Origin of the sequence: Pseudomonas sp. NA-150 (assembly GCF_044336365.1) — a bacterium.
GTDB lineage: Bacteria > Pseudomonadota > Gammaproteobacteria > Pseudomonadales > Pseudomonadaceae > Aquipseudomonas.
In genome coordinates this window covers 5412400-5438237 of sequence record NZ_CP172305.1, presented here as the reverse complement: position 1 = coordinate 5438237, position 25838 = coordinate 5412400, and the positions used below count along the sequence as shown (strand labels likewise).

Annotated in this window: 19 protein-coding genes; 7 read left to right on the top strand and 12 right to left on the bottom strand. The window is 56.6% G+C overall.

Annotated features, from left to right (window positions below; all coding sequences use genetic code 11):
- Positions 1-2: 2 nt before the first annotated feature.
- The 5 genes from ACF0H7_RS25615 to ACF0H7_RS25595 form a co-directional block, all read right to left on the bottom strand.
- The gene (locus tag ACF0H7_RS25615; protein WP_397449627.1) at positions 3-4757 is read right to left on the bottom strand and encodes a neuraminidase-like domain-containing protein; all 4755 of its coding nucleotides are present in this window, start codon (positions 4755-4757) and stop codon (positions 3-5) included.
- 36 nt (positions 4758-4793) lie between these two features.
- The gene (locus ACF0H7_RS25610) at positions 4794-5153 is read right to left on the bottom strand and encodes a hypothetical protein (protein WP_397449626.1); all 360 of its coding nucleotides are present in this window, start codon (positions 5151-5153) and stop codon (positions 4794-4796) included.
- Positions 5137-6012 carry a hypothetical protein gene (locus ACF0H7_RS25605; RefSeq protein ID WP_397449625.1) on the bottom strand — a complete coding sequence of 292 codons (876 nt, stop codon included), beginning with the start codon at positions 6010-6012 and terminating at the stop codon, positions 5137-5139. Before ACF0H7_RS25605 ends, ACF0H7_RS25610 begins: the two co-directional genes overlap by 17 nt.
- 5 nt (positions 6013-6017) lie before the next feature.
- A complete protein-coding gene (locus tag ACF0H7_RS25600) occupies positions 6018-8339 on the bottom strand; it encodes a Tc toxin subunit A (protein ID WP_397449624.1) in 2322 nt (773 codons plus the stop codon).
- Positions 8340-8885: 546 nt separating this feature from the next.
- Positions 8886-9755: a MurR/RpiR family transcriptional regulator gene (locus ACF0H7_RS25595; protein WP_397449623.1), complete on the bottom strand. Its 870-nt coding sequence runs from the start codon at positions 9753-9755 to the stop codon at positions 8886-8888.
- A gap of 196 nt (positions 9756-9951) precedes the next feature.
- Between ACF0H7_RS25595 and zwf the strand changes: the two genes are divergently transcribed.
- Genes zwf through ACF0H7_RS25580 form a run of 3 tightly spaced genes read left to right on the top strand, consistent with a single transcriptional unit; the run spans position 9952 to position 12819 of the window.
- Positions 9952-11421, top strand: a complete 1470-nt coding sequence (gene zwf / locus ACF0H7_RS25590; RefSeq protein WP_397449622.1) for a glucose-6-phosphate dehydrogenase — start codon at positions 9952-9954, stop codon at positions 11419-11421.
- Positions 11408-12121 (top strand): 6-phosphogluconolactonase, encoded by a 714-nt coding sequence (gene pgl, locus ACF0H7_RS25585; protein ID WP_397449621.1) that lies wholly within the window; start codon positions 11408-11410, stop codon positions 12119-12121. The genes zwf and pgl overlap by 14 nt, the downstream gene beginning before the upstream one ends.
- Positions 12118-12819 (top strand): bifunctional 4-hydroxy-2-oxoglutarate aldolase/2-dehydro-3-deoxy-phosphogluconate aldolase, encoded by a 702-nt coding sequence (locus ACF0H7_RS25580; RefSeq protein ID WP_397449620.1) that lies wholly within the window; start codon positions 12118-12120, stop codon positions 12817-12819. Before pgl ends, ACF0H7_RS25580 begins: the two co-directional genes overlap by 4 nt.
- 89 nt (positions 12820-12908) lie before the next feature.
- Here the strand turns inward: ACF0H7_RS25580 and ACF0H7_RS25575 are convergent, their stop codons facing one another.
- Together ACF0H7_RS25575 and ACF0H7_RS25570 are read right to left on the bottom strand one after the other, a co-directional pair.
- Positions 12909-14114, bottom strand: coding sequence for an aminotransferase class V-fold PLP-dependent enzyme (locus ACF0H7_RS25575; protein WP_397449619.1), 1206 nt, complete (start codon positions 14112-14114; stop codon positions 12909-12911).
- Positions 14115-14141: 27 nt separating this feature from the next.
- On the bottom strand, positions 14142-14366 hold the full coding sequence (locus ACF0H7_RS25570; protein WP_397449618.1) for a DUF3820 family protein: 225 nt from the start codon (positions 14364-14366) through the stop codon (positions 14142-14144).
- A gap of 225 nt (positions 14367-14591) precedes the next feature.
- Between ACF0H7_RS25570 and ACF0H7_RS25565 the strand changes: the two genes are divergently transcribed.
- Entirely contained in the window at positions 14592-15062 is a 471-nt protein-coding gene (locus tag ACF0H7_RS25565) for a PA2169 family four-helix-bundle protein (protein WP_397449617.1), read from the top strand.
- Between the two features lie 72 nt (positions 15063-15134).
- Here the strand turns inward: ACF0H7_RS25565 and ACF0H7_RS25560 are convergent, their stop codons facing one another.
- The 5 genes from ACF0H7_RS25560 to ACF0H7_RS25540 form a co-directional block, all read right to left on the bottom strand.
- Positions 15135-16667 carry a diguanylate cyclase gene (locus ACF0H7_RS25560; RefSeq protein WP_397449616.1) on the bottom strand — a complete coding sequence of 511 codons (1533 nt, stop codon included), beginning with the start codon at positions 16665-16667 and terminating at the stop codon, positions 15135-15137.
- A 315-nt stretch (positions 16668-16982) separates the two neighbouring features.
- A complete protein-coding gene (locus tag ACF0H7_RS25555; protein WP_397449615.1) occupies positions 16983-18347 on the bottom strand; it encodes a heavy metal sensor histidine kinase in 1365 nt (454 codons plus the stop codon).
- A complete protein-coding gene (locus ACF0H7_RS25550) occupies positions 18337-19014 on the bottom strand; it encodes a heavy metal response regulator transcription factor (RefSeq protein WP_397449614.1) in 678 nt (225 codons plus the stop codon). Before ACF0H7_RS25550 ends, ACF0H7_RS25555 begins: the two co-directional genes overlap by 11 nt.
- A 10-nt stretch (positions 19015-19024) precedes the next feature.
- Positions 19025-22135 (bottom strand): multidrug efflux RND transporter permease subunit, encoded by a 3111-nt coding sequence (locus tag ACF0H7_RS25545; protein ID WP_397449613.1) that lies wholly within the window; start codon positions 22133-22135, stop codon positions 19025-19027.
- Positions 22132-23289 carry an efflux RND transporter periplasmic adaptor subunit gene (locus tag ACF0H7_RS25540; protein WP_397449612.1) on the bottom strand — a complete coding sequence of 386 codons (1158 nt, stop codon included), beginning with the start codon at positions 23287-23289 and terminating at the stop codon, positions 22132-22134. The genes ACF0H7_RS25545 and ACF0H7_RS25540 overlap by 4 nt, the downstream gene beginning before the upstream one ends.
- A 233-nt stretch (positions 23290-23522) precedes the next feature.
- Between ACF0H7_RS25540 and ACF0H7_RS25535 the strand changes: the two genes are divergently transcribed.
- The 3 genes from ACF0H7_RS25535 to ACF0H7_RS25525 all read left to right on the top strand — a co-directional run bounded on the left by ACF0H7_RS25535 (position 23523) and on the right by ACF0H7_RS25525 (position 25704).
- On the top strand, positions 23523-24008 hold the full coding sequence (locus ACF0H7_RS25535; RefSeq protein WP_397449611.1) for a hypothetical protein: 486 nt from the start codon (positions 23523-23525) through the stop codon (positions 24006-24008).
- Positions 24009-24308: 300 nt separating this feature from the next.
- Positions 24309-24890, top strand: coding sequence for a fimbrial protein (locus tag ACF0H7_RS25530; protein ID WP_397449610.1), 582 nt, complete (start codon positions 24309-24311; stop codon positions 24888-24890).
- A gap of 61 nt (positions 24891-24951) precedes the next feature.
- Positions 24952-25704, top strand: coding sequence for a molecular chaperone (locus tag ACF0H7_RS25525; RefSeq protein ID WP_397449609.1), 753 nt, complete (start codon positions 24952-24954; stop codon positions 25702-25704).
- The last annotated feature ends 134 nt before the right edge of the window (positions 25705-25838 follow it).

Genomic DNA, 25838 nt, shown 5'->3' with positions numbered 1-25838 from the left:
GCTCAAGCTCCTGTCCCGGCCTTGGCCGTGTACTGGACATGCACAATGATGTCGGTCAGCGACTCAAGCATGGTTTTTTGATCCGCATGAGCCGGGAACCTCAAGGACCAACGGGAAATTGCGCCCGTACCTTCGAACGGCAGGTAGCGCTCATCATCGAAGTTCAAGGTGAACATTCCGTCGTCGTCGACACCACTCGATAGTGCGATCTGCTGACTGGCGCGCAGGTTCTCGCGGACACTTGCGCCCACGTTGTTGGCCAGCTCGGCCTTGTTGTAGGTCTGCGTCAGCGTGGCGCGAATGTCCTCATAGGGGCCGAGTGTGACGGGTAGGGAAACGCTGATGCGCTTGATGCGTCGGCAATACTGGCCAGGGTAGTCATTGTCGAACATGGGCTGCGTCAGTTCGAAGTCCACACTGCCGTCCGCTTGCAGCTTGGTGTATACCGTTTCCCAGTCTTTGTTGAGCGCAGACGCCGAGTCTTTAGCCTTGAGCTGGCGCAGCGAGACGGTTTTGCTGATTTCCAATACTCGTTCGTTACGACTCAGGTAGGCGCTCTCCATTTTCAGCAGATTGAGTTTCAACGACTCGCCAGCGGTCAAGCCGCGATAAGCATCGTTCCAGGCCCCGGTTTGAATGAAACGGGTGGAGAAGTCAGCCAGCTCGTATTGCCAGCTGGCCTCGGCGGCCAGGCACAGTGACAGAGTGGCGTCATACACCTGGTAGTAGAAAGACGCGAGCTGGCCGTTGAGCCACTGATACAGCTGGGACTTGGTGAAGCGTTTGCCAAGGAAGGCGTAAGTGATTTTCGCCTGTTCGAGAGCGGTTTCTGCCTGACGCAATTGCAGGGCCGTGACCTGATCCTGCTCGTCCAGCACCTTGAGCTGGGCGTCGATCTGTTGGGTTTCCAGTTGTGCCTGATCGCGAGCGTGCATCCATTCTTGATGACGACGGCGGTATTGCTCGACGCGATCCAGGGCTTCACCGATACCGTGTGAAGTCGCCGCGACGCCTGATGCGGCTGCGCTGATCATTTCTGCCGGGCCTTCAAGGCGCCATCCGCCCGTTATTGCACCGTTAGAGAAACCGACAATCACACCATATTGGTTTGGCACTGTTTTAAGTGCGCTTCCAACAATGTTGGCAACGGCTGAAACCGTTTCTGCATGCCGACCTACAAGGTGGGCGGCACCGGCAGCAATCTCGCCCGGGCTGACGATCTCATCACTGCGCTCGCTGTAAAAGGCCAGACGCCCCTCAACGATTCGCCGGCTGGCGAGCAGCGCTTCGCGGTTTTCCTGGTCGATCTTCAGTGCCTGCTTTTGCAGATCGATGGCGAACTGAGCGAAATCCCAGGCTTGTTGATGTTGCAGCTCGAGCAGTTCAGCCTGCTCCTTGCGTTCGATCAGCGACAACAGGGTATTGCCGAATTGCATCAGGGTTTCCACCGCAGCATTGGCCCGGCTGTGCATGATCGAGAACCGATAGTGCGGTGTATCGAGTGTCAACAAGCGGCTGCCTTTGCCACCTGTTGCGCCTTGACCAAATGCGGCCAGTACATCCCTCGGGTCCAGCGGTGCTGCGAATATCGGCAAGGACAGGGGTTTACCGTCGAGGGTCCGGTTATTGCGCAGGTTACTCAGGCGCGATTCAAGGGTGTCCCACAGGGCAACCAGCTTGAAGTTGATCGGTAGGCGCAGGTACGGGTTGTCGATCTCGGGCAGCGTCGGGTCTTCGGCGAACGATCGCAGCCGCAGTGGCGGTTGTTCGAAGGTGTACTCAGACACCCCGTTATTGGCTTGCTGACTTTGCAGGCGCAATTGATCCTGATTATTCAATTGCATCTCGAAAGCTCTGAGCTTCTGATTTTTATCCCTGGACAGTTTCTGCAACGAGACGGGCGTCCAATGATCGATCAGCCTGATATCCGGACGGTTGCCTAACAGGTCCAGCACTCGCACGTACCACAGCTTGGCTTCGCCGAGGCTATCGGGGGTCAACTGCCGATACGCGGCGTCGCCTTGGTCAATCAGGTTTTTCAGGTAGTGGTTGTACACGGCTTTTTGGTAACGAATCGGGTGGCTGCTGGCGATACCATCCGGGTCAGTCGCGGCAAGGGTCGAGTAGCTCGAGCTGGTTTTTTCTTCTACCAGTGGCCGTACATTCCAGAACGCGGGGCGCGCAATACTTGTATCGGCCTTGCGGCCAGGGTCGAAGATAAAGCCCATCCAGCGCTCTGCCTCAGTGAAGTCCTGCTCTAGGTTCAGACGATGGGATATCAAGAATGGCAGGTGCAGGAACAGCTCCCAAAAATACAGGCCGTTGGCTCCGTGGAAATCCATATGGTCCGGTTTTCCGCCGCTGTTCTGCATGGGCGGCTCTGGCAGCCCTTGGGTTTCCCAAGACAGTAAGTATTCCAGGGCAACGTTGGCCTTTTCGGTCAACTCACGGGCAAATAGCGTATTCATTCGCAGGGGCGAACGGTTTGCCGAGGTAGATCCGTCAGTTCTGCTGATATCCGAGTCGTTGAAGTCAATAAATTCGGCAGTGCCCAAGGATTCGCTGTGATGGGTATTTATTTTGGGGGCTTTCAGGTCTTTTGAGGTGGCGGGAAGAAGCTGTAATTCAACAGTGACACCTTTGGTAGCCGCGCCCAAGTATCTATTCTGGTTGTTACCGTCCTGAACCAAAACGCCATGGATAAAAGGGATTTCTTTTTTTCCAGCGGGCCAGGTGGTGCCCCAGTCGGGAAGCAGTGTTTCTTCGTTGATTGGGATGCTGTAGGTCAACGAGTTAACGTGTGTGATAGAGGTATATCGAGTAGATATTTTTAGATCTGTTTGTTCTGTTAATCGAGTTGCTGGCCATGCGTTACTGATTTGTGTAGGTCTGGCAATGTAGTGTTGGTAATTTAATAATGCTGGTCGGGTAAGTGTCAATCTGGTGCTGCTATATCTATCGTAATAGCCATCGCCATAATGCCCGTTGTACTGTAGAAAATCTATGGATTTTGATGGGTTGGAAATAATTTGTCTTGCGGTATTTTTAACATATTTTCCTGAAAGTGAAGCAATATTTGCCACTGGCTTAGGAAGTGTGAGTTTTGTATCGAAAGGAGAGTCGCATATAAAGCTCCGGCACCAATCAATAGTTATCCCGGTTGGGCCGAGTAGATCGAAATCAAAGAAATCATACGGAATACTGGAGTGGCGAAAAGGAAGTGGAGGGCTAATTCCAGAGCCAGGAAGAAGTAAGTGGTGGGAATCGGTCGAAACGGCTCTGGTTATCAGGGTAATCGTGTGTGTTACATTCGTGCGGATTGTAAAATTAATAGTGATTGTTTGAATCGGCATTTGGAAGGGTTGGTTTACTTTTGAGCTGAACTCCAGGAGACTCGTCGTAGGGTTGTAGCGGATGTCAGTATGCAGATGTAGATCCCGTATATTAGGTTGCCATTGATTTATGTTCCAGTCCTTGACTCCTGCACCTGGGGTGAGGTTCTTCACACTTTTAATCGATATTTTCAAGTCGGGAGTTTTGAATTGAAACCGATTTTTGTTGGTCAGCGCAAAAGTCCGTGCCACGTTCAGGACATGGGCCTGCTTCACAGGTTGTGAAGATTTATCCGGAACCAAACCCAGGGTAGGGAATAGGGGAAGTGTATTGAAATTTTTGTCGACTCTTGCTGTTTTAAGAAATGAATAGGTATCACTCGTACCCTCTTTATCGGACCCGGCTCGGTAACCGGCATACATGGCAATTAGCAATGAAGTAGTCGAGTCCTGAACCGCTATGCTGTCCAATGTTTTTGGATCCGCGTCCGTATGCCACATCATGTAGGTGTGTGGTGCGCTCCAGCTATTATCATATTTTTTGTAGACCATGTTCATTCGAACCAAGGATCGAGTCTTGAATTTAGGGTCCTCGTCATAGGTGCTTTCGAAGGTCGAGCTGTCGCTGGAAATATATTCCAGCCAGCTCACGAACAAGCGGTTGTTGAAATGTACCGGGCGAATAGTGTGTTCCACCGCATTCTCAGAAATCGGCAGGCTGGCTTTTCTCCAGTCTGACCAGGCGCCGGGTTGCGGGGTGTCATGTTTTGGACCGTCGGCACCGGCCTTGAAACTACGCTGAGACATGTCCACAGAGCGCCAGTAATAGGCAGTCTCGCCACGGGATTTACCAATAAAATAATATGTGCCATTGGCAAAGTCGTCGGTGTCAATATAACCGTTAACAATGCTTAAATTAGCCACTTCCTCGAAGTTGGTCAGGTACGTCTTAACCGCTTCTTGAACCGTATCGACTTCAATTTTATTTTGATTGATGTCGTTTTCCAATTGGCGAAAATAATCGGATTTCTTCAGGCGCAAGCTCGGATCAATATAAATTTCCGGGTACCACGCCAGTTGTTGGTTGGCCGCCCAGATCGGGTATTGCGCCTGTTGATCGCGCCAAAGCGAGATCTGGTGAGGTTCCAGGGTCTTGCTTTCATAACCCGGTTCCATCCCCATCAAGATGCCATTGATATATTGCTGCAAACTGCTGATGGCTGAGGCCACCCAACTGGTTTGCACTTCCTGGCTGACCTGGACATCCAGCAGCAGGAACTGATAAAGGTCGTCAGCGTTTTTCAGTTTGTGGGTGAGCCCGAGCTCAGCCAGTTTCGGACTGTTGGTAGCGACCTCACCGAGATAATAGGCCACCAGCGCATCCCGTAGGGTTTCATTAAGCTGGCTGTCGATGGATGTAGACATAATCATTCCTTTGATCATTAAAAGTAGAGGTATCGATTAACGGCTCGCCGCCATAGCGGCTTCGCCCACGGCTTGCCAGTCAGAGGCTGGGCTGGCGGGATTCAATGTTGTGGCAAGCAGCAGGCTTGCTGCGGTCAGTCCGCTGGCCTGGCAGGTATTTTTGCAGCGGTAGAGCCAGTCAACTTCGGCGACCGTGGTGGCCTGTCGGCCGGGGAGGGTCTGGATCAGCGTGAGAATTTCGCTTTTGCTCCAGCTCAAGAGTTGGGCCAGCACGTGAGGGATGTTTTCGTCGGCGGCCGACGTGGGAGCAGAAAAGTTAGCCAACGACAGGTAATTCAATAACTCGGCTTCCGGTTTATCGAGGTTGTTGACTAGGTAGCTATAGCGTTCGAGCAAGTACAGCGATGCCAAGGACGGAACAGCGGTTACGATGGGTGTGCCCAACCACGAGGGGGGACGCCAGGAACAGCCGCAGTGCCAGCTCGCTCAAGTTAAAGGTCTGTGCGATGTGAGCATGGCGAAACAGCCGTTGGAGCGATTGCAGCAGCTCAGGGTCAAAGCTCTCCAGGGTCAGGCTGCGCTTTTTCGCAGCCGCGTTGACGGTAGTCAGCAGGGTTTCTGCCGACAAACCGGCCCAATGGGTGACCACTGCTGCACGGTCCATGGGCAGATTGGCCACCTCTTGCAGTAATCCCTCGATCAGCCGCAGTTGGCGGTCATGGGCAATCAACAGCAGTTCGCAGAGTTTGGTCTCGACTTGGGTCTTGTGCGCATCACTGAGTTTCAGCGGCTTGATCAGCGCATTAAGCGCGGTCGCCAGTTGAGCTTTTACATCTTCGATCGGTTGCAGTGGCAGCGCCTTGACCAGCCCGCCGTCGTTGATCAGCGTGCGCTTGAGCTCGGAAAACCAGTTGAATGAGGTTGGCGAAGAAGTAGGCAGATTGAGCTGTTGCACCTGTTGTTCGGTGATCTGGGTCTGTTCTACGTCCTGATGCAGTCGTTCAAGACGATCGATCAGCGCCTGGGTGGGAACCAACGTCGTGGTGTCCAATCCTATCTGACCGCGCACGGTGCTGATGTTCAGTTTGGTTTCCTTGAGCCAAGTCACTGCCCAGTCCATTTGCATCAGTACGTCGAGAATATCCGGCTGGTCGCCTGACGTGCGCAAGGCGCCCGACGTCAACGCCTTGTGGTAACTGGCGCCGCCCAGAAGGTCGGCTAGCGCCCACCCGTCTTCGGCAGACAAGCCGAACATCTGGGCTATGCGTGCCTGCCGGTATAGCGAGGACACGACCGCCAGCGAACGCCGTAACGGGCCAACGTAGGTCCGGGTATTGTGTGCAAGGCGTTCAAGGGAGGATTGCGTCGGCTGTAAACCCAGGCCGGCGCACAGTTGGTAAACGGTCTTCTGCTGTCCGGGGTCGGTGTTCGTGGTCTCGAAAGCGGTCTGATCCAGGATAAGTGGGGTATCAAAAGGGCAGGGCTGTTAAACACCTCATCGAACAGTGGAGTGCGATCACCGTCGGCATACGGCGACAGGTAATAAAGGAAGGCAGCGAACTCTTCGGCCTTGATGCCGTAGCGTTGGCTGAGGTAGCGGAACACCCCCAGTGTGCGCAAGGTGTTGTCGTTGAGCGCCATTGTCAGGTTGGCCTCACCTTCGGCGCGTATCGCCGCCACGATCAGGGTGTCCAACTCTGCGAAGGGGATATTCATCCAGCGTTGTAGGCGGATCATCCGTTGCAGGCGGTCGAAGCGCTGCAGCGAGGTGTTGGTCATGTGCCAGGCTTTACCGGTAGCAGTATCGACCTCTTTCAAGCCCAGTGAGTTGTCTACGTAGTCTTCCGAGTTTTTTTTCGAAGCCCAAGCACCTACGCCATTGACGTAACCTGCACCGTAGTGGGACGAGTAAGGGAATGCCAATGCACCGGCAACCCCGATATGCAACGGGTTGAGGGATTGGCAATTGGCCGAGACTTTCGGCGCGTGGCGACGCAGTGCAAGCAACGCTTCGACGGTGTCGGCATTCAATCCGCTTTGATCCATGAAGGTATCGAGTGCTATCAACGGATTCTGGTTGCTTAATGAAAATTCAACACCGTAGTGGCCTTTGAAAAAATGCTGTTCTGAGTCGGTGAGCAAATAATCATTACTGCCAACATCATCTAGAGAAATAGTGAAGCTACGTGCCATGAATGCTTTTTGAGGCGTGCCAGGAAGCTCGAGCCCCCCGCTGGCGATTGCTACTATGTGAAAAGTGGCTTTGTAGCCGTGTTCAGTTGGAAGATTCTCACCTTTTTGGAAGTTGATATTCAGGCATTTTGTATCGAGCCCGCTCCGGTAAGTGAAGTGTATTTGGCGTTCGGCTTTGGATACACGTAGATGGGACGCTAGATGAAATTTCAATGGGCGGTCGGCTGAGCCTGGCTTTGTAAAATTGATCTCTAAGGTATTGAACGTGGGGCTAGTTGCGCGGGTGAGCGCCGACGCGTCAGGCGTACAGCTTTTAATACTACTTTGTTTTGGCAGAACGTAGCCGTATTCCAACGCCTGCCAAGGAGAGAATGTGCTGCTGCCTGGAGAAATCCATCTACCCGCGACTGTATCTGCTCTGGAGAGGTAGAAATCAGAAAACAACGTCGGTTCAGTGATTACTGATTGCTGCTGAGGGCTAAGACCCGAAAGCAGAGCCTGTGCTGTAGCGCTGGTGGAGTTCGAAGTTTGATTGCCGAACCCATTGTCTGCATCGCGACCGGTTGGCAGGATTCGAGCAATGCGGTAGTTGATTTCGCCGAGTTGGTGATTTTTAGCGGCCAAGCCAAGTTGGCATTGATGATGGGCAAAGTGGTAAGGAAACACAAACGGGTGACGCTTTTCGGCTAACTGCTGGTTGAGTGGGGCGGCATTCTTGCCCAAAAAATCTTCGATGCCTTTGCTCAGCACCTCGTTGACGATGGTCAGCATGGGGAGCGGGGTAAAGGTTGTTTGCTGATTCACCACCAACTCTTTTAAATCCGGGCGCCTGGCGTCAAGCGGTATCTTGGAGGTGATCCCCTCGCCGTTGGGTTCCACGACAGTGGTAATCAAACGATAGAGCGATGTCAGATAAGCAACGGGCGAGTCGATGGCGGAGATGGCCCCCACCTTGCAGAACTCGCCCCATTTTTCCTTAAACAGGTTTTCGTAACTTGGGTAGTCAGGTGTTTTTTCAATCAAGGCCCTAGTGCCGGTCGGACTGGACTGGACGGCATCAGGCGAAGAGGTTTGTTGCTCTCGGTATAGCCGGCCAATCTGGATGGCATAACACATCGCGTGGTCATAAGTGAGTTCCGCATTCACCTCTTTCAAAGCGGGGCTTTTCTCGCTTAAAGCGGCGAGCTGTTGGCAGAAACTTGACTTTGGTTGTCGAATGATGTCAAAAATCGAGGTGATATCGAACTCTTTCAATGCAGCTTCGAACGCAGTGGTTTTCGACTCAGTGTCGTTTATTGGCGAGTGGGTTATGTCCGGGTTAGAGAAATCCGTGATGGGCGATTCCGCTGACTGGATGATGTTTAATAGTAGATGGTTTTTTTCGGTCATTTTAATCAGTGCTCTGTGTGAGTTCGATGTATCTGGAGTGCGCAGGCCCGTGTTAGTGGGAGTGGCTTGAGACAAAGAGTACAGAGGAACAGGGTTTGGGTGACCTTTGGTATTTTCGAGATATTGCGGTGGCGCGCTTGCGGTAGGGGGGCTGCTGTTGTGTTTCGGCGTTTTAATAGTTTCAAGTTGTTGATAGTTGGTGAGTAGAAAGTCCGCGGGGTATCTGCGTTGGATAAAGGAAATAAGGGTCGAATTGATTTATTGAATTTAAAAAAAGACCAAATATTATTTTGTAATGGAAATAGAGGTGGGTGGTTTTTAGATGTTTTTATTTTTCAGTAAAATATCACCCGTCTGAGGGGTGGATATCTGTCTATAAGTGCCCGGAATTCCTACAGTGTTTATTTTATTTTTTTTGTAGGCCGTAGTTGATTTCATACGCATGAGTTCTTCAATTCTGATGCTGTGCACCTGGCCGATGGCCGATGGCCGATGGCCGATGGCAGGTGCGCCTGAGCGTTCAGGCGCATTGGCTTAGTTGAAGTCTCAGCTCAACTCATCATCAATCGGATAACGGCTGGCATTCAGGCTTTCCTTGATCTTGCGCAGGTGCGGCTGGAAGTCCACGCCGCGGCGCAGGGTCATGCCGGTGGCCAGTACGTCGAGTACCGTGAGTTGAATGATCCGCGAGGTCATCGGCATATAGATGTCGGTGTCTTCCGGCAGCGGAATGTTCAGGCTGACGCTGCTGGCCTTGGCCAGGGGTGAGCCTTCGGCGGTCAGGCCGAGTACCGAAGCGCCGTTTTCGCGGGCAATGCGTGCGACTTCCACCAGTTCACGGGTGCGGCCGGTGTAGGAGATGATCACGAACAATTCGCCGGTATGAGCCACGGAGGCGATCATGCGTTGCATCAGCACATCGGCGTGGGCAGTCACTGCCAGGTTGAAGCGGAAGAATTTGTGCTGCGCGTCCAGCGCCACCGGTGCGGAAGCGCCGAGGCCGAAGAAGTGGATCTGCCGCGCCTGGATCAACATGTCCACGGCCTTGCTGATCAGGTTCGGGTCAAGCTGTTGCAGGGCGCTGTCCAGCGACGCGATGGCGCTGCCGAAGATTTTCCGGGTATAGGCCTCGGGGTTATCATCGGCTTCTACCGCGCGGCTGACATACGCCGCGCCGCTGGCCAGGCTCTGTGCCAGTTGCAGTTTCAGCTCGGGATAGCCACTGACCCCGAACGAACGGCAGAAACGGTTGACCGTAGGCTCGCTGACCTTGGCGCTCTGGGCCAGCGCGGCAATGCTCAGGCGAGTCGCTTGCTGCGGGTTGAGCAAGATGATCTCGGCGACTTTGCGCTCGGCCTTGTTCAATTCGTCGAGACGGCCCTGGATTTGCTCCAGGAGGTTACGCGTACGGTCCATTTAGTGTCCTTATCGGGTGCCTGTCATCGAGAGACTTCCAGAGGCGGGCAAAGGTGGCCTATCGTACTGACGGGCCTCGTGGATCACCATAAGATTCTGGTTTTAGACGAAATGTTGTGGTTATTACTACATTTGGCCTTGAGATATGCCTTTAAAAAAGGTATTTGTAGCCTAACTTGATAAAAGAACAAACATTATGCCTCTGATAACGGTTGAACCCTGCACTTTTGCCTTGTTTGGCGCGCTGGGCGATCTGGCGTTGCGCAAGCTGTTTCCCGCGCTGTACCAGCTGGATCACGCGGGATTGCTGCACGCCGACACGCGCATTATTGCGCTGGCGCGCGAGCCAGGCGGCACAGAGCAGCACTTGGCGAACATCGACACTCACCTGCGCCGCTTCGTGCCGGCCGCTGAGCTCGATGAAGCGGTGGTCCGCCGTTTTCAGGAGCGCCTGACGTACCTGCACGTGGATTTCCTCAAGGCTGAGGATTACGTTGCCCTGGCGGAAGCCGTTGGCGACGCTGAAACAATGATCGCCTATTTCGCCACGCCGGCGTCGGTGTACGGCGCGATTTGCGAAAATCTGCATTTGGTCGACCTGACCAACCGCACCCGTGTGGTCCTGGAAAAGCCGATTGGCCACGACCTGGCTTCGTCGCGTCGGGTCAACGATGCGGTCGCACAGTTCTTCCCGGAGAACCGTGTCTATCGGATCGACCACTACCTGGGCAAGGAAACCGTACAGAACCTGATTGCGCTGCGTTTCGCCAACAGCCTGTTCGAAACCCAGTGGAACCAGAATCACATTTCCCACGTGGAAATCACCGTCGCGGAACAAGTCGGCATCGAAGGCCGTTGGGGCTACTTCGATCAGGCCGGGCAATTGCGCGACATGATCCAGAACCACCTGCTGCAACTGCTTTGCCTGATTGCCATGGACCCGCCGAGCGACCTGTCGGCCGACAGTATTCGTGACGAGAAGGTCAAGGTGCTCAAGGCGCTGGTGCCCTTCACTCCGGAACGCCTCGCCACTCAGGTGGTGCGTGGCCAGTACATCGCCGGTTACAGCGAAGGCAAGCCGGTGCCGGGCTACCTGGAAGAAGAAAATTCCAACACCCAGAGCGACACAGAAACCTTCGTCGCCCTGCGTGCCGACATTCGCAACTGGCGTTGGGCTGGTGTGCCGTTCTACCTGCGTACCGGCAAGCGCATGGCGCAAAAGCTGTCGCAGATCGTGATCCATTTCAAAGAGCCGCCGCACTACATCTTCGCCCCCGAGCAGCGCATGCAGATCAGCAACCGCTTGATCATTCGCCTGCAGCCGGACGAAGGCATTTCCTTGCAGGTGATGACCAAGGATCAGGGCCTGGACAAGGGCATGCAGCTGCGTAGCGGTCCGTTGCAATTGAGTTTTTCCGACACCTATCGCAGCGCGCGGACCCCCGACGCCTACGAGCGGTTGTTGCTGGAAGTCATGCGCGGCAATCAGAACCTGTTTGTCCGTAAAGATGAAATTGAGTACGCATGGCAGTGGTGTGACCAACTGATCGCCGGCTGGAAAAAGGCCGGCGATGCGCCCAAGCCTTACGCGGCCGGGTCATGGGGGCCGATGAGCTCCATTGCACTGATTACTCGAGATGGGAGGTCGTGGTATGGCGATATCTAAACTGCAACTGCCAGCGGGGCTGAAGGCTCACGAGCTGAACAGTCCGGTGGCGCTGGCCACTGAGCTGGCGAACAACGTGGCCAAAGCATTGTCAGCGGCGATCAGTGCCAACGGCACGGCGACCCTGGTGGTTTCCGGTGGCCGAAGCCCGGTGGCGTTTTTCCAGAACCTGGCCCAGCAACAGCTCGACTGGTCGAAAGTGGTGATCAGCCTTGCCGACGAACGTTGGGTGCCGGTGGAACATGCCGACAGCAACGCTGGCCTGCTGAAGCGTTACTTGCTCCAGGGCCCTGCGGCCAAGGCGCGTTTCATCGGTTTGTACAGCGCTGCTGCCAGTGTTGAACAAGCGGCACTGGATGCTGACAGCGCCGTGGCTGAGCTGCCGCCCATCGATGTCCTGATTCTGGGCATGGGCGACGACGGGCACACCGCCTCGTTGTTCCCCAATAGCCCGAACCTGAGCGAAGCCTTGCGCCTCGACGGCGAGCGTCGCTGCCTGCCGATGCTGGCGCCGACGGTTCCGCGCCAGCGCTTGACCCTGACACGCCAGATCCTGGCGTCGGCCCGTCTGCCGATCCTGTCCATTTCCGGTCAGGCCAAACTCGACACGTTGCGCACGGCGCTGGCAGGGGATGACCTTGCCGAAATGCCGATCCGTGCCTTCCTCAACTCCTCGTTAGAGATTTACTGGTGCCCATGAGCAAAGGATCCGCCGCCATGAAAACAACTGAAAACGGTCTGCCGCTTAACAGCATGGCGAACAAGATTGCCCAAATCGATGAACTCTGCGCGAAAGCCAAGATTTTGCCGGTGATTACCATTTCCCGCGAAGAAGACATCCTGCCGATGGCCGATGCCCTGGCCGCCGGCGGTTTGACCACGCTGGAAGTGACCCTGCGCTCGGCGTTCGGCCTGACTGCTATCCGCGTGTTGCGTGAGCAGCGCCCAGAACTGTGTGTCGGTGCCGGCACCATCCTCGACCGCAAAATGCTTGCGGACGCCGAAGCAGCCGGTGCGCAATTCATCGTCACTCCAGGTTGCACTCAGGACTTGCTGGAGGCTGGCGTCGAAAGTTCGCTGCCGATGCTGCCAGGTATCAGCAGCGCCTCGGAAATCATGGTCGGTTACGCCCTGGGCTATCGTCGCTTCAAACTGTTCCCGGCTGAAATCAGCGGTGGCGTGGCAGCGATCAAAGCCCTCGGCGGCCCCTTCACCGAAGTGCGTTTCTGCCCGACTGGCGGTGTCGGTCCGTCCAACTTGAAGGCTTACATGGCACTGCCGAACGTGATGTGCGTCGGTGGCTCGTGGATGCTCGACAGCGCCTGGATCAAGAATGGCGATTGGGCACAAGTCGAGAAAGCCAGTGCCGAGGCGGTGGCTCTGTTTGATGTGAAGTGATGGGTTGGTTGTTGTTGCTGTAGACGTTTGTAGTGCTTGTGAAACGGCTTTTCACGGGGCGTCTTGGTCGGACGACCCCGTGTTTTTTATCAGGCCTGACTCAACGTTTGTAAGGCCCAGACCAACGTTTCGATCTGCTCCGCCGAAGTGGTGAACCCCGGCGTGATCCGAATGCACTGCCCGCAGGCTGCACCGTTGCGCACCACGGTGAACAGGTTGTACTCCTCCAGCAAACGCTTGACCATTGGCTGCTGATCCGCCACGCCGGTGAAGCGAAACGCCGTGATCCCGCAGTACAGTCGTGGATCATCCGGCGTCAGTACCTCAATCCCCGCTAATGCTCTTATTGGCTTGACCCACAGGTCGCGCAAGTACTTCAGGCGTGCGCCCTTGATCGCCGCACCGCCCAGAGCCTGATGTTCGTCGAACACCCGAGGCAGGCTCAACAGCGCCGGAATATTCGGTGTGCCATAGGGTGCGCGACCGAGTATGTCGTCGGCGGCGTAGCGGGTATCACCCATGTCCGGATCAATCGCTGACAAACGTTCCTTGGCGATGTAGATAAAGCCCAGGCTCAACGGCGCGCCGATCCATTTCTGCAGGTTGTAACCGGCGAAGGCTACCCCCAGTTCGTCGAGCTTGAATTCCAATTGCCCAAGGGCATGGGCGCCGTCGAGGATCACGTCGATGCCTTGGGCCTTGGCCATGGCAGCAATCGCCTGCACCGGCATCACCAGCCCGGTACGGTGGGTGACGTGGGTCAACGCCATCAACTTCAAGCGCGGGTAGCGTTCGAAGGCAGCGCGGTAGCAGTCCAGCAGAGTGTCGTAGGTGGCCGGGTGCGGCAGTTGAATTTCAATCACTTGCGCGCCACGGCTTTTTGCCAGCCAGCGCATCGAACTTTGCACGCTGATGTAGTCCAGGTCGCAGATCAGCACCTGATCGCCCGGTTGCAGGGCGTTGTAGTTACGGATCAGCGCTTGCAGCGATTCGGAGGCGCAACGGGTGAGGGCGATCTCTTCGGTCGGCACCTCGACCATCGCCGCCAGTTGCTCGCGAATCAACTGGCTGTCGACTTCATCGAACTGATAGCGCACGTACACCGAGTTGCTGGCGTTGATGTCGGCGATGTTGCGTTGGTAGTCCTCGACCACGCTGCGGGTCATGCGGCCAAAGTAACCGTTTTCCAGGTTGATCGGACCCGGTTCAACTTCGTAGCGTGCCGCGACACGCGCCCAGAAGTCTTCGTCGCGGGCGCATTCCTGGGCGGTGGCGGCGGTGTAATCGGTAGGCATGTCAGGCTCGCTTGTCAGGTGGGCGGATCAGGTGCGCGGTTTGCGTTTGCGTAATGGGTCGAGCAGAGCGCCGAGGCCGTTATGGTCGATCTCGTGCATCAAGGCCAGCAGTGCACCCAGCTCACCGGAAGGAAAGCCTTCGCGGGCGAACCAGTTCAAATACGGCCCCGGCAAATCGGCGATCAGGCGGCCTTTGTATTTGCCGTAGGGCATTTCGCGGGTCACCAGCAGTTCAAGTTTTTCCGGATTCATGTGCAGGCCATTCAAGGTGGAAGTGCCGTCGGAAGTTTCTACCGCGACCGTCCTACGATACGTGCATTCTGCATGCAGGCCAAACGACAGTTCTTGCAGAAAGCGCGATGGATCTGTCTCTTGTAATATTTAACCTGTTGATATTAGTCAGTAATTTTTATTCCGTGGGCTGGCATGAAGGCTGCTCCTTCTACTGTCATCTATAACCCGAAAAGGAGTTTGACCATGACAGATATCAACAAAGAAGCCATTTCGCTGCTTAACGATCTGATCCAGACCAGCAAGGATGGCGAAAAAGGTTTCCACACCAGCGCCGAAGACATCAAGAATCCGACCGTGAAGAGTTTTTTCATCACCCGTTCGCAAGAGTGCGCGACGGCTGTGCGTGAACTTCAGGCGGAGGTTCGAGTGTTGGGTGGCGATCCGGAGACGTCGTCTACGGTCGGCGCGTCCTTGCATCGGGCGTGGGTCGATCTGAAATCCGCGGTCACTGGTAAAAGCGATGAGGCGGTGCTGAACGAAGTAGAACGCGGTGAAGACCACGCGCTGAAGGTTTACCGGGACGCGCTGCAAAAAGCTAATGAAAAGCACCTGCCCAGCAACGTGGTGGTGTTGATCCAGAAACAATTGGACGGGGCTCAGCGCAATCATGATCAAGTCAAGGTCTTGCGCGATCGTGCCCGTGCCGCCAGTTAATTGAGCGATTGCGGCAGGAACGGAAAAACGCCAGCGAGTCTGGCGTTTTTTATTCCTGGGAAAAAAGCCGGATCACTGCGGCAGCGACTCGGGATGCGCTGCGGTTACGGCATGCTCCACGCGGTTGCGGCCGTTGTGCTTGGCCTCATACAGCGCTTTGTCGGCCGCCGTGACCAGCGCCGAGAGGCTCTCGCGAGAATGCTGAGCCTGGCAGGCAATGCCAATGCTCACGGTGATCGGGTTCGGGTCGCCGGCAAACGGCGGCAGGGCTTCGATGGCGATGCGGATATTCTCGGCGATCAGTTGCGCGCCCCTGAGCGGTGTTTCCGGCAGCACGACTGAAAACTCTTCGCCGCCATAGCGTGCCACCAGATCGCCCGGGCGGCGGATGCTGCCGACGATACTCTGTGCCACGGTGCGCAAGGTTTCATCGCCGCCATGATGACCATGGCGGTCATTGAAAGCCTTGAAGTGGTCGACGTCGATCATCAGCAGCGACATGGGCTTACCCGAACGCAGACCGCGCGCCCATTCGGTTTTCAGCACGTGATCGAGCTTGCGGCGGTTGGCCAGACCGGTCAGGCCGTCGGTGGTGGCCAATTCGGCGAGTTCATATTCGGCGCTCTGGCGAAGGCGCAGTTCGCGGCACAGCAGGAAGGTCAGCCACAGGATGCCGAAACACAGGACGCTGGTGGCCATGCCGACCAGCAGGGCATTGTGTCGCCAGACCCCATACACCTCTTCGGCGGACTGCCCGACCACTACCACCAAGGGCAAGTGGCCCACGCGGGAAAAGGTATACAACCGTTCTTTTTTATCGATGCTGGAGATGCTGGTGAAGCTGCCCCCCGCTTCGTTCAGAAAGCGTTTGAAGTTAGGTCTCTGGCTGAAGTCCTGGCCAACCAGGCTTTCACTGTCCGCACTTTCGGGCTGTCGTGCCAATAAAACGCCACGGGTGTTGATCAGGTTGACGTTGCTGTCGCGACCGATGGTCAGCGTTTTGAACAGTTCTTCGAAATACACCAGGCGCATCGCCCCCGAGGCCACGCCGAGGAACTCACCGTCAGGTGATGACATGCGTCGGCTGAAGCTGATGCACCAGTCGCGATAACCGGTGTGCAGTCTGAAGGGATCGCTGATGGTCAGGCCCAGGTCCGGGTGGTCGCGGTGCGCCTGGAAATGCGCGCGGTCGGCCAGGTTGACGGTTCTGGGCGTGACGTCCAATGAGTCGGCAAGAATGTTGCCGCGCTTGTCCAGCAATACCAGGTCACCCTTGTAAGGGGCCGCTGTCGAGCGGTCGAAGAGCACCAGTTGGCGCATTTCCGGGGACAGCGCCTGCACCTCCGGGCGCTGCCACGCGGTAATCATGCCCTGCAATGAGGTGTCATACAGTTCTGTGTTGCGCAGTACATCCGCGTCGATCAGTTGAACGATATTGGACGCTGAGCGCGCGGCAAAGTCCCGTGCACTGTCGCGCTCGCGAAACAACAGCGAGGTAACGATGGTCAGAATCGCGACCACGGCGAGGACGCTGCCCAAAATCAAAATGATTTCGGGCCTAGACCATTTGCCTGGTATTGGTCGGGTGGTAAGCGGCAAAGTCAATTCCGGGGTTCAACGGGTGTCAATGACACTGAATTAATGTAACTATATGATTTGATACATAATTATTTGTATCCAACTCATTAAGTTTGAAGAAGTGGATCCAGTTAATGAAACCGCTTATTTCGCGAGGTCATTAAAAGTTCTTTTTGCGAATTATTGCAAGTCGGATCTGTCTTTGATTTGTGTATGAATCAAATGTAGGAAATGCAACAGCGGGCATTCAACAGGTCAAAATAGCCGCCGAATGTTTTTGCGTCAGGAGCAAAATCGTTGTGTGAGCCAACTTGTTGGCGAAGGCGCGCTGTCAGTCACCGCTCAAAACGGCAAGTTGATCCCAAACGTATTAATGCCCTGCTGGCTGCGCACAAACACGGTGCCGCCATGCATCAAGGCAATGGCTTTGACGATCGCCAGGCCCAGGCCGTGATTGGCGCCACTGTTGCTGCGCGAGGCGTCGACGCGGTAGAAGCGTTCGAACAGCATCGGCAAATGTTCGCTGGCAATTTCATCGCCGGGGTTAGCGACACCAATGCTGACGTGGTCGTCCTCGGTCTGGATATCGACCCGAATAATCTGCCCCGGCGCCGTGTGTTGCACCGCGTTGTGCAGCAGGTTGATCAAGGCGCGGCGCAGGTGAGCCTTTTCGATGCGCACGCTGGCATCGCCCTGAACCTCGACGCGCACTTGCGCGTCTTCAAGGATGAAATCCAGGTAGTCCAAGGTGGTGGCGACTTCTTCGGCCATTGAGGTCGAGGTCAGTTCGGTGGCCTTGCTGCCCTGGTCGGCGCTGGCCAGAAACAGCATGTCGTTGATGATCGACCGTAGCCGCTCAAGCTCTTCGAGGTTGGATTGCAGTACCTCAAAGTAATGCTCGGCGGAGCGTCCACGGGTCAGCGCGACCTGGGTCTGGCCGATCAGGTTAGTCAGTGGCGAACGCAATTCGTGAGCGACGTCAGCGTTGAACGATTCGAGTCGCGAATAGGCCTGCTCAACCCGTTCCAGCGTCGAGTTGAACGAGGTGACAAAGTGGTCCAGCTCCGGCGGCAGTGGCGACAGTTGCAAGCGCCCGGACAGCCGCGGCGGCGTCAATTTGCGGGCTTCCAGTGACAGGCTGACCAAGGGTTTCAAGCCAATGCGCGCCACCCAGTAACCCAGTACCGAAGCGAACAGAATGCCAATCGCGGCGAGGCTGACCAAGGCCACCAGCAGTTCGTGCTGGGTCTGCCAAAAGGTCTCGGTATCGATGGCGATCAAGAAGCGCAAAGGCGGGCGTTGGTCCTGGGCCGGGAACTGGCTGACCAACACCTTGAACGGGTAATCGTGGTCGGCGAGCACCATATCGCGCATGCCCAGCTTGCCCTTGGCGAACGCGCGGACCTCGTCGGAGGGGTTGCCGAATTCATAGGTCGGGTTGTCGCTGATGGCCCAGAACCGAATGCGTTTGTCGTCTTCGCTGAGTAGCTTGAGTTTGGCGCTGACCTTGACCCAATGGTCCGGGGTGCCGAAGCGGGTGATGGTGGATTGCAGCACGCTGTAACGCGCGTCGACTTCGGCGGCCGGCAATTGGCCCAAGCCTTTTTCGACTTGCAGATAAAGCGCCCAACCAATCAGCAGGAAGACCAGCATCGCGACCAGCGCGAACATGCTGCCCAAGCGCAGGGCGATGGAATTACTCGGCACTGCGGCTCTCCAGCACATAACCCATGCCGCGAATGGTGTGCAGCAGTTTCTGTTCGAACGGCCCGTCTAGCTTGGCACGCAGGCGTTTGATCGCCACTTCGACGACGTTGGCGTCGCTGTCGAAATTGATGTCCCAGACCATCTCGGCAATCGAGGTCTTGGACAAGATCTCACCCTGACGCCGGGCCAGTACGCTGAGCAACGAAAACTCCTTGGCTGTGAGGTCCAGACGCAAGCCGGCGCGGCTGGCCTTGCGACTGATCAGGTCGACCCACAGGTCGGCGATGTTGATTTGCACCGGTTCATGACCACCGCTGCGGCGGGTCAGTGCTTGCAAGCGGGCCACCAGTTCGAGGAACGAAAACGGCTTGCCCAGATAGTCGTCCGCACCTTCGCGCAGGCCGCGGATACGGTCGTCCACTTGCTCGCGGGCGGTGAGCATGATCACTGGCGTCTGCTTTCTCGCCCGCAGCGCGCGCAGCACGCCGTAACCGTCGAGGCCGGGCAACATGACGTCGAGGATGATCACCGCGTAGTCGGTCTCCAGCCCCAGGTGCAGGCCCTCGATGCCGTCGCGGGCAACGTCCACCGTGTAACCCTGCTCGGTCAGACCTCGATGCAGGTAGTCGGCGGTTTTTTCTTCATCTTCGATAATCAGCACGCGCATGGAGCGACACTCATTTGTCTATGGCCAGAACCGGCGCGGGCTCGCTGGCCGCTTGCGGATGACGCCGGTGGAACAGCCATTCCAGTTTCAGGTAAATCACTGGGGTGGTGAACAGGGTCAAGGCCTGGCTGACCAGCAAACCGCCGACCACGGCGATGCCCAACGGTTGACGCAACTCGGCACCGACGCCATAACCGAGCATCAGCGGCAGCGCGCCCAACAGGGCGGCGAGGGTGGTCATGATGATCGGCCGGAACCGCGTCATGCAGGCTTCATAGATCGCATCGTGCGGGCTCAGCCCCCGCGTGCGCTGGGCCTCAAGGGCAAAGTCCACCAGCAGGATACCGTTTTTCTTGACGATACCGATCAACAGCACAATGCCGATCAAGGCCATGATCGAGAAGTCCTGCCCCATTAGCCACAGTAGCAGCAGCGCGCCGATACCGGCCGATGGCAGGGTCGAGATGATGGTCAGCGGATGGACGAAGCTTTCATAAAGCACGCCGAGGATGATGTACACCGCCACCAGCGCGGCCAGTACCAGCCACGGCTGGTTGGCCAGCGAGCTCTCGAACGCCTGCGCCGCGCCCTGGAACTTGCCGATGATCGCGGACGGCATGCCGATGTCGGCCTTGGTTTTGTTGAGCATGATCACCGCGTCGCCCAACGCCACACCGGGGGCGAGGTTGAACGACAGGTTGGCGGCGGGGAACATTCCGTCGTGGCTGATGGACAACGGTCCGACACTCGGCGCATCAACTTTGGCCAGCGCCGACAACGGCACCATTTCGCCGCTCAGCGGTGAGCGAAGGTAGAAATAGTTCAGGCTTTCGGCCTTGCCGCGTTGTTGCGCATCGAGCTCCAGAATGACTTTGTACTGGTTGATGTCGGTCTGGAATTCGTTGATTTGCCGTTGGCCAAACGCATCGTACAGCGCCTGATCGACATCGCTGGCGGTCAGGCCAAAGCGCGCGGCGGCACTGCGGTCGATGCTGATATGGGTGATGCTGCCACCCAGTTGCAAGTCGTTGGACAGGTCGCGAAACGCCGGGTTCTCTCGCAGTTTTTCCGTCAGGCGCTGAGTCCAGGTGTTGAGCAATTGGCCGTCGTTACTCTTGAGCACGTATTGGTATTGCGCCCGACTCGGTCCGGAGCTGAGGTTAATGTCCTGGCCTGCTCGAAGGTACAACACAATGCCGGGGATCTTCGCCAGCTTCGGTCGAACCCGGTCAATGAATTCGCTGACCGACACATCGCGCTTGCTGCGTTCTTTCAGTGAAATAAAGAAGCGGCCGTTGGCGATGGTCTGGTTGCTGCCGGAAACCCCCACCGAGTGGGAGAACGCCTGAACGGCCGGGTCTTCGCCGATGATTTTTGCCAGCGCCTGATGCTTGATCACCATGTCCGGGTAGGAAATGTCGGCGGCAGCTTCACTGGTGCCGAGGATGAACCCCGTGTCCTGCACCGGAAAAAAACCTTTGGGGATGTACACGTAGCCGGCAATCGCCAGCACCAGAGTCATGCCGAAGATGCCGAGCATGGTCCGTTGATGCGCCAGCGCTTTGAGCAGGATGCGTTCGTAGCCGCGCAACAGGCGCTCGCCGAAGCCGGGCTTGGCGTGCGGGTCATGTTTCGGCGCGCGCATGAACAGCGCGGCGAGGGTCGGGGCGAGGGTCAGTGACACCACCACCGAAATCAAAATGGTCGAAGTCGCCGTGAGCGCGAACTCTTTGAACAATCGCCCGACCACGCCGCCCATGAACAGCAACGGGATGAACGCCGCCACCAGCGAGAAGCTGATCGAGACCACGGTAAAGCCGATTTCGCCCGAGCCCTTGATCGCTGCTTCGCGCATGCTTTCGCCGGCTTCCAGGTGGCGGTGAATGTTTTCCACCACCACGATGGCGTCATCGACCACGAAGCCCACGGCGACCACGATGGCCACCAGTGTCAGGTTATTCAGGCTGAAACCCATGATGTACATCATGGCGAAACTGGTGACCAGCGACACACCGAGCACAGCACTGACGATCAGCGTTGCGGACAGCTGGCGCAGGAACAACGCCATCACCGCGACCACAAGCAAAATGGCGATCAGCAGGGTCATTTCCACTTCATGCAAGGAGGCGCGGATGGTCTGCGTGCGATCGACCAGTACCGAAACTTCGACTGAGGCCGGGAGCATTTCCTGCAGGCGTGGCAACTCGCGCTGGATACGGTCGACGGTCTCGACAATGTTGGCGCCCGGCTGGCGGAACACCACCACGTTGACGCCCTGGCGGTTACCGGACCAGGCCTTGACGTAGGCGTCTTCCGAACCATTGATCACCCGCGCGACGTCTTTCAGGTGCACCGGTGCGCCGTCCTTGTAGGAAACGATCAATTGATCGTAATCCTCGGGATGGAACAGTTGGTCGTTGGAGGAAATGGTCGAGATATTGTCTTTGCCGTACAGCGCGCCTTTGGCCAGGTTCAAACTGGTCTGTTGCAACGCCAGACGCAGATCGGCAAGGGTCAGGCCGAGGGCTGCGAGTTTTTCCGGCGCGGCCTGGACCCGAATCGCCGGCCGTTGCTGACCGGTGATGCTGACTTGTCCGACACCTTCGACCTGACTGAGCTGACGCGCCAGCAAGGATTCGGTGATGTCACTGAGTTCAGTGCCGGGCATCAGGTCCGAGCTGACGGTAAGGATCAACACCGGGCTGTCGGCCGGGTTGACCTTGCGCCAGGTCGGCAGGCTTGGCAGGTCTGCGGGCAGCTTGGCGGCGGCGGTGTTGATCGCCGCCTGCACTTCTTGCGCGGCGGTGTCGATGCTTTTGGTCAAGGCGAATTGCAGCGTCAGGTTGGTCGAACCCAAGGCGCTGCTGGAGATCATTTGCGTGACGCCGGGGACCGCACTGAACTGCACTTCCAGTGGCGTCGCCACCGAGGATGCCATGGTTTCCGGGCTGGCGCCGGGCAGCGAGGCCGAGACTTGAATCGTCGGAAACTCAGCCTCAGGCAAGGGCGCAACGGGCAGGCGCGGGAAGGCGATCAGGCCCAGCAACACCATGGCAAAGGTGAGCAATATTGTGGCAATCGGATGATCGATACACCAGGCAGAAGGACCCCGGCCTTTCATTGAGCGGACTCCTGCGTGGACTGGACCATCGCCGGCTCTTTATTGACGACATCAATCCGTGCGCCGGGCTTGAGACGCGACTGGCCATCGCTGACCAGCACATCGCCCGCGTTGGGGCCTTTGATCAGGGTCAGTTTGCTGTCCTGGTAGAGCACTTCCACAGGAATCACGTCGACCTTGTCGCCATTGACGCGATAGACGAAGTGGTTGTCGACGCCGCGCTGCACCACTTGCGGCGGAACTTTCAGCGCGTCGCGGTCGATGGCGGTCTGGATTCTTACGGTCACCAATTGGCCGGGCCACAGCTTTTCAGCGGGGTTGCTGAACTCAGCCTTGGCGCGGATGGTGCCGGTGTTGGCGGACACCTGGTTGTCGATCAGGGTCAGGTGACCGGCACCGAGCAGCGTGCCGGTTTCGCCGTCACCGATGTAAGCCTGGACCACCGCTGGCGGGGTGGCATGCGTCAGGTCCTGCAAGGTCGGCAACATCTGTTGTGGCAAGGAGAACTCGACCGACACCGGGTCGATCTGGGTCACGGAGAACAGGCCCTGGGCGTCGCTGACCCGCAGGAAGTTGCCCTCGTCAACGTTGCGAATGCCGACGCGGCCAGTCACCGGAGAGTGAATCTGGGTGTAGGACAGTTGCACCTGAGCCGCGTTGATCGTCGCCTGATTACCCAGCACGGTGGCTGAAAGCTGATGCACCAGTGCTTGCTGCTGGTCAAAGGTCTGCTTGGAAATGCTGTTGTCAGTGGTCAGCAGGCGATAGCGTTTCAAATTAACCTGGGCCACGTCCAGTTGCGCCTGGCTTTCTGCCAGTTGCGCCTGCGCCTGCTCCAGCGAGGCGCGAATCGAGCGGTCATCGATGGTCGCCAGCAGGTCGCCGGTTTTGACCTGCTGACCTTCCTTGACCAGCAATTTGGTGAGAATGCCATCGACCTGCGCACGCACGATAACGCTGTGCAACGACAAGACCGAACCGATGCCACTGACGTAACGCGGCACGTCTTCCTTGACCACGCTGATCACTTTGACCGGCACCGCTGCGGCGGCGGTGGCTTTGGCTGCAACAGGCCGGGTCAGGCCCCAACTGGCGAGCGCGATGAGCGCGACAACGGCGCTGGCAACGATGACGGTTTTGGTCTGTTTACGCATGCTGAAGAGGCGCCGGGCAAGTCGGAAATAGGAAGATGAAGGGAAGCGACAAGTGGGCTGCCTTCATCGTGGGTGTCAGCTCGTTCCTTATAGCCCTTCAACCCAGTCAGCAAGGTGACTGCTACCTGTCAGAAATGTCAGCTAGCGCTGAGGTTTTAGAGAGGTGAGCGCAGGATTCTGGATTATCTAAGTGCTGACAGTTTTATACAATAAGTAAGTACAGATGGGGTGGCTTGATTATCAGTGAAACAGTGCTGAAAGGTTGTAGAAAGAAAACGCTGGAAGTTTCCTACGGTAAATTTCTGGTTGTGCGAGCTTTTGTGGTTGTCCTGAGCTTTAATTCTTTATATGAAATGGACACACGGGGTATTGCAATGAAAAGCAAATCGGTCGGTTTCATGGTGTGCACGCTGATGCTATCCACCTTTTCAGGGACGGTATTGGCCAATGGTGGTGCGCTGAGGTTCAGTGGGCAAATGGTTGCTACAGGATGTGACGTGCTGCCGATGACGGGTCAATCGGGTGTGGATCATGGGCAGCAGATGCCGCTCGCGCAGCACGTCACGCTTGTTGTAGACACTCGGCGCGTCGCCTGTGGTGAGCGCTTCGTGCCGTTCCAGGCCGTGTACGGCGTGGTTCACGAAGGCCAGGCGAATGTCAGTGCTGTGCCTGCGATATCCCCGGCAGCGCATGGCCTGGTCACCCTGACGTATCAATAACGCAACCCGCTTATCACCCATTACGAGGGAAATGATTTCAGATCAATACATCGAATTAGTTGGAAAAACGCCAATGCGGGATTTGGCCAACACTTTGCACTCGGCTATTTCGCTGTAAGCCCCGTTTTCCGGGTGTGTCGCATTAGTTCTGAAATAACTTACAGAAAGTTCTTGCTTCATTTGTTGCCAAATCCCTATGGTTATTAGGGATATCCTGACAGCGATTCCAAGCCTGTGTCGTTATAGTTCTGCTCGTCCAATGATGGGCACACACGAACGAACGCAAGGAATGTCGTTAGCATGAAAAAAATTTCTCTTACATTGGTTGTACTGGGTGCTATGGGGCTGGGTACTGTGGGTTCCGCCAATGCGGCAAATAACGGGAAGCTGGTGTTCAACGGAACACTGACCAACATTTCCTGTGATGTCGGGCCGGGCACGGGTGTTGGTGCAGGACCTAATGGCGAAATCAACGTCGATCTGGGCAACGTTTCGTTCTCGGATATCGGTTCGTCGAGCCAGAGTAAACTGGACACTGCGACGCCGATTCAACTGCTGGTCAATTGCAGTGCCGGCGCCGAGCAGTACAACACCGTGAAAATGCGCTTCGCTGCACGTAACGGCAGCGGCCTGGACAACAATGACCAGTCGTTGCTGCGCACCACAGGTGCCGCCGATGGTGTCGGTATCGGCCTGGTCAACGCACAGAACCGGCTCATGGATTTGAGCGGGATCGAGACCATCGACAAACCACTGGTCAAGGACGGTAACGGTGGCGCAACTGCCGAGCTGAACTTTGCTGCGGTTTACGTCCTGAACGGTACTGGAACCAACCCAGGCAACGCCGACGGCTTCATGCCTTTCGTACTGGACTACGAGTAAAACCCACGACGGGGTGGGCCGTGCTCACCCCGTTGCACCTTGGCTCAAGGCGCGTTTCGTCATGGTTCTTCATACCCTGTTTCGCTTTGCTTGCGTCTGGTTGGCGATGGCGCTGGCCGTCAACGCCCACGCGGGCATTGTGCTTAATACCACCCGCATCATTTACCCGGCCTCAGACAAGGAAGTCAGCTTCGGCGTGCACAACAGTGGCGGTGGCGAAATCCTGCTGCAGTCCTGGCTCGAGTCTGCCAGCGGCGAAGCGGCCGACCTGCCCTTTGCAGTCACCCCCGGATTGGCGCGGATGCAGGGCGATGCCAAACAATTGCTGCGCATCCTGTATGCCGGTTCGGAAATGCCTCACGACCGTGAATCGGTGTTCTGGCTCAACGTGCAGGAAATTCCCCAGGCTGCTGGCGAAAATGCCTTACAAATCGCTATTCGTCAGCGCATCAAAGTGTTCTTCCGCCCACAAGGCTTGAAGGAGGAGCCGGCCGAAGCGCCGGAAGCCTTGCAATGGCGATTGTTGCAAAGCGACGTCGTGCAGGTGAGCAATCCGGGGCCTTATCACGTATCGATGGTGGGGATTGAGGTCAAGGAAGGCGTGGCTCAGATGATGAAAATGGACAGTCAAATGTTGGCGCCGAAGCAGACCATGAGCCTGACGCTCAACAAGCCTTCCACCGGCCGGCCGCTGGACCTCACGTTCACCAGTATCAATGACTTTGGCGGCCAGGTGCCGTACAGGGCCAGCCTGACTTTGCATGACATCAGCAACGCCGTCAGAGTCGCCAAAACACAAGGGACTCGTCAGTAACGCGCTTGCTTAACCTCTTCATTTGCCAAGCCATCCGAGCTGCGATGACCGCGCAGGCTCGGCAGTTTTGCGTCTGTGAGAAAGGACTCTGCGGCGCAGCAGAACTCCAGGGATTGAGTGATAACAACACATGG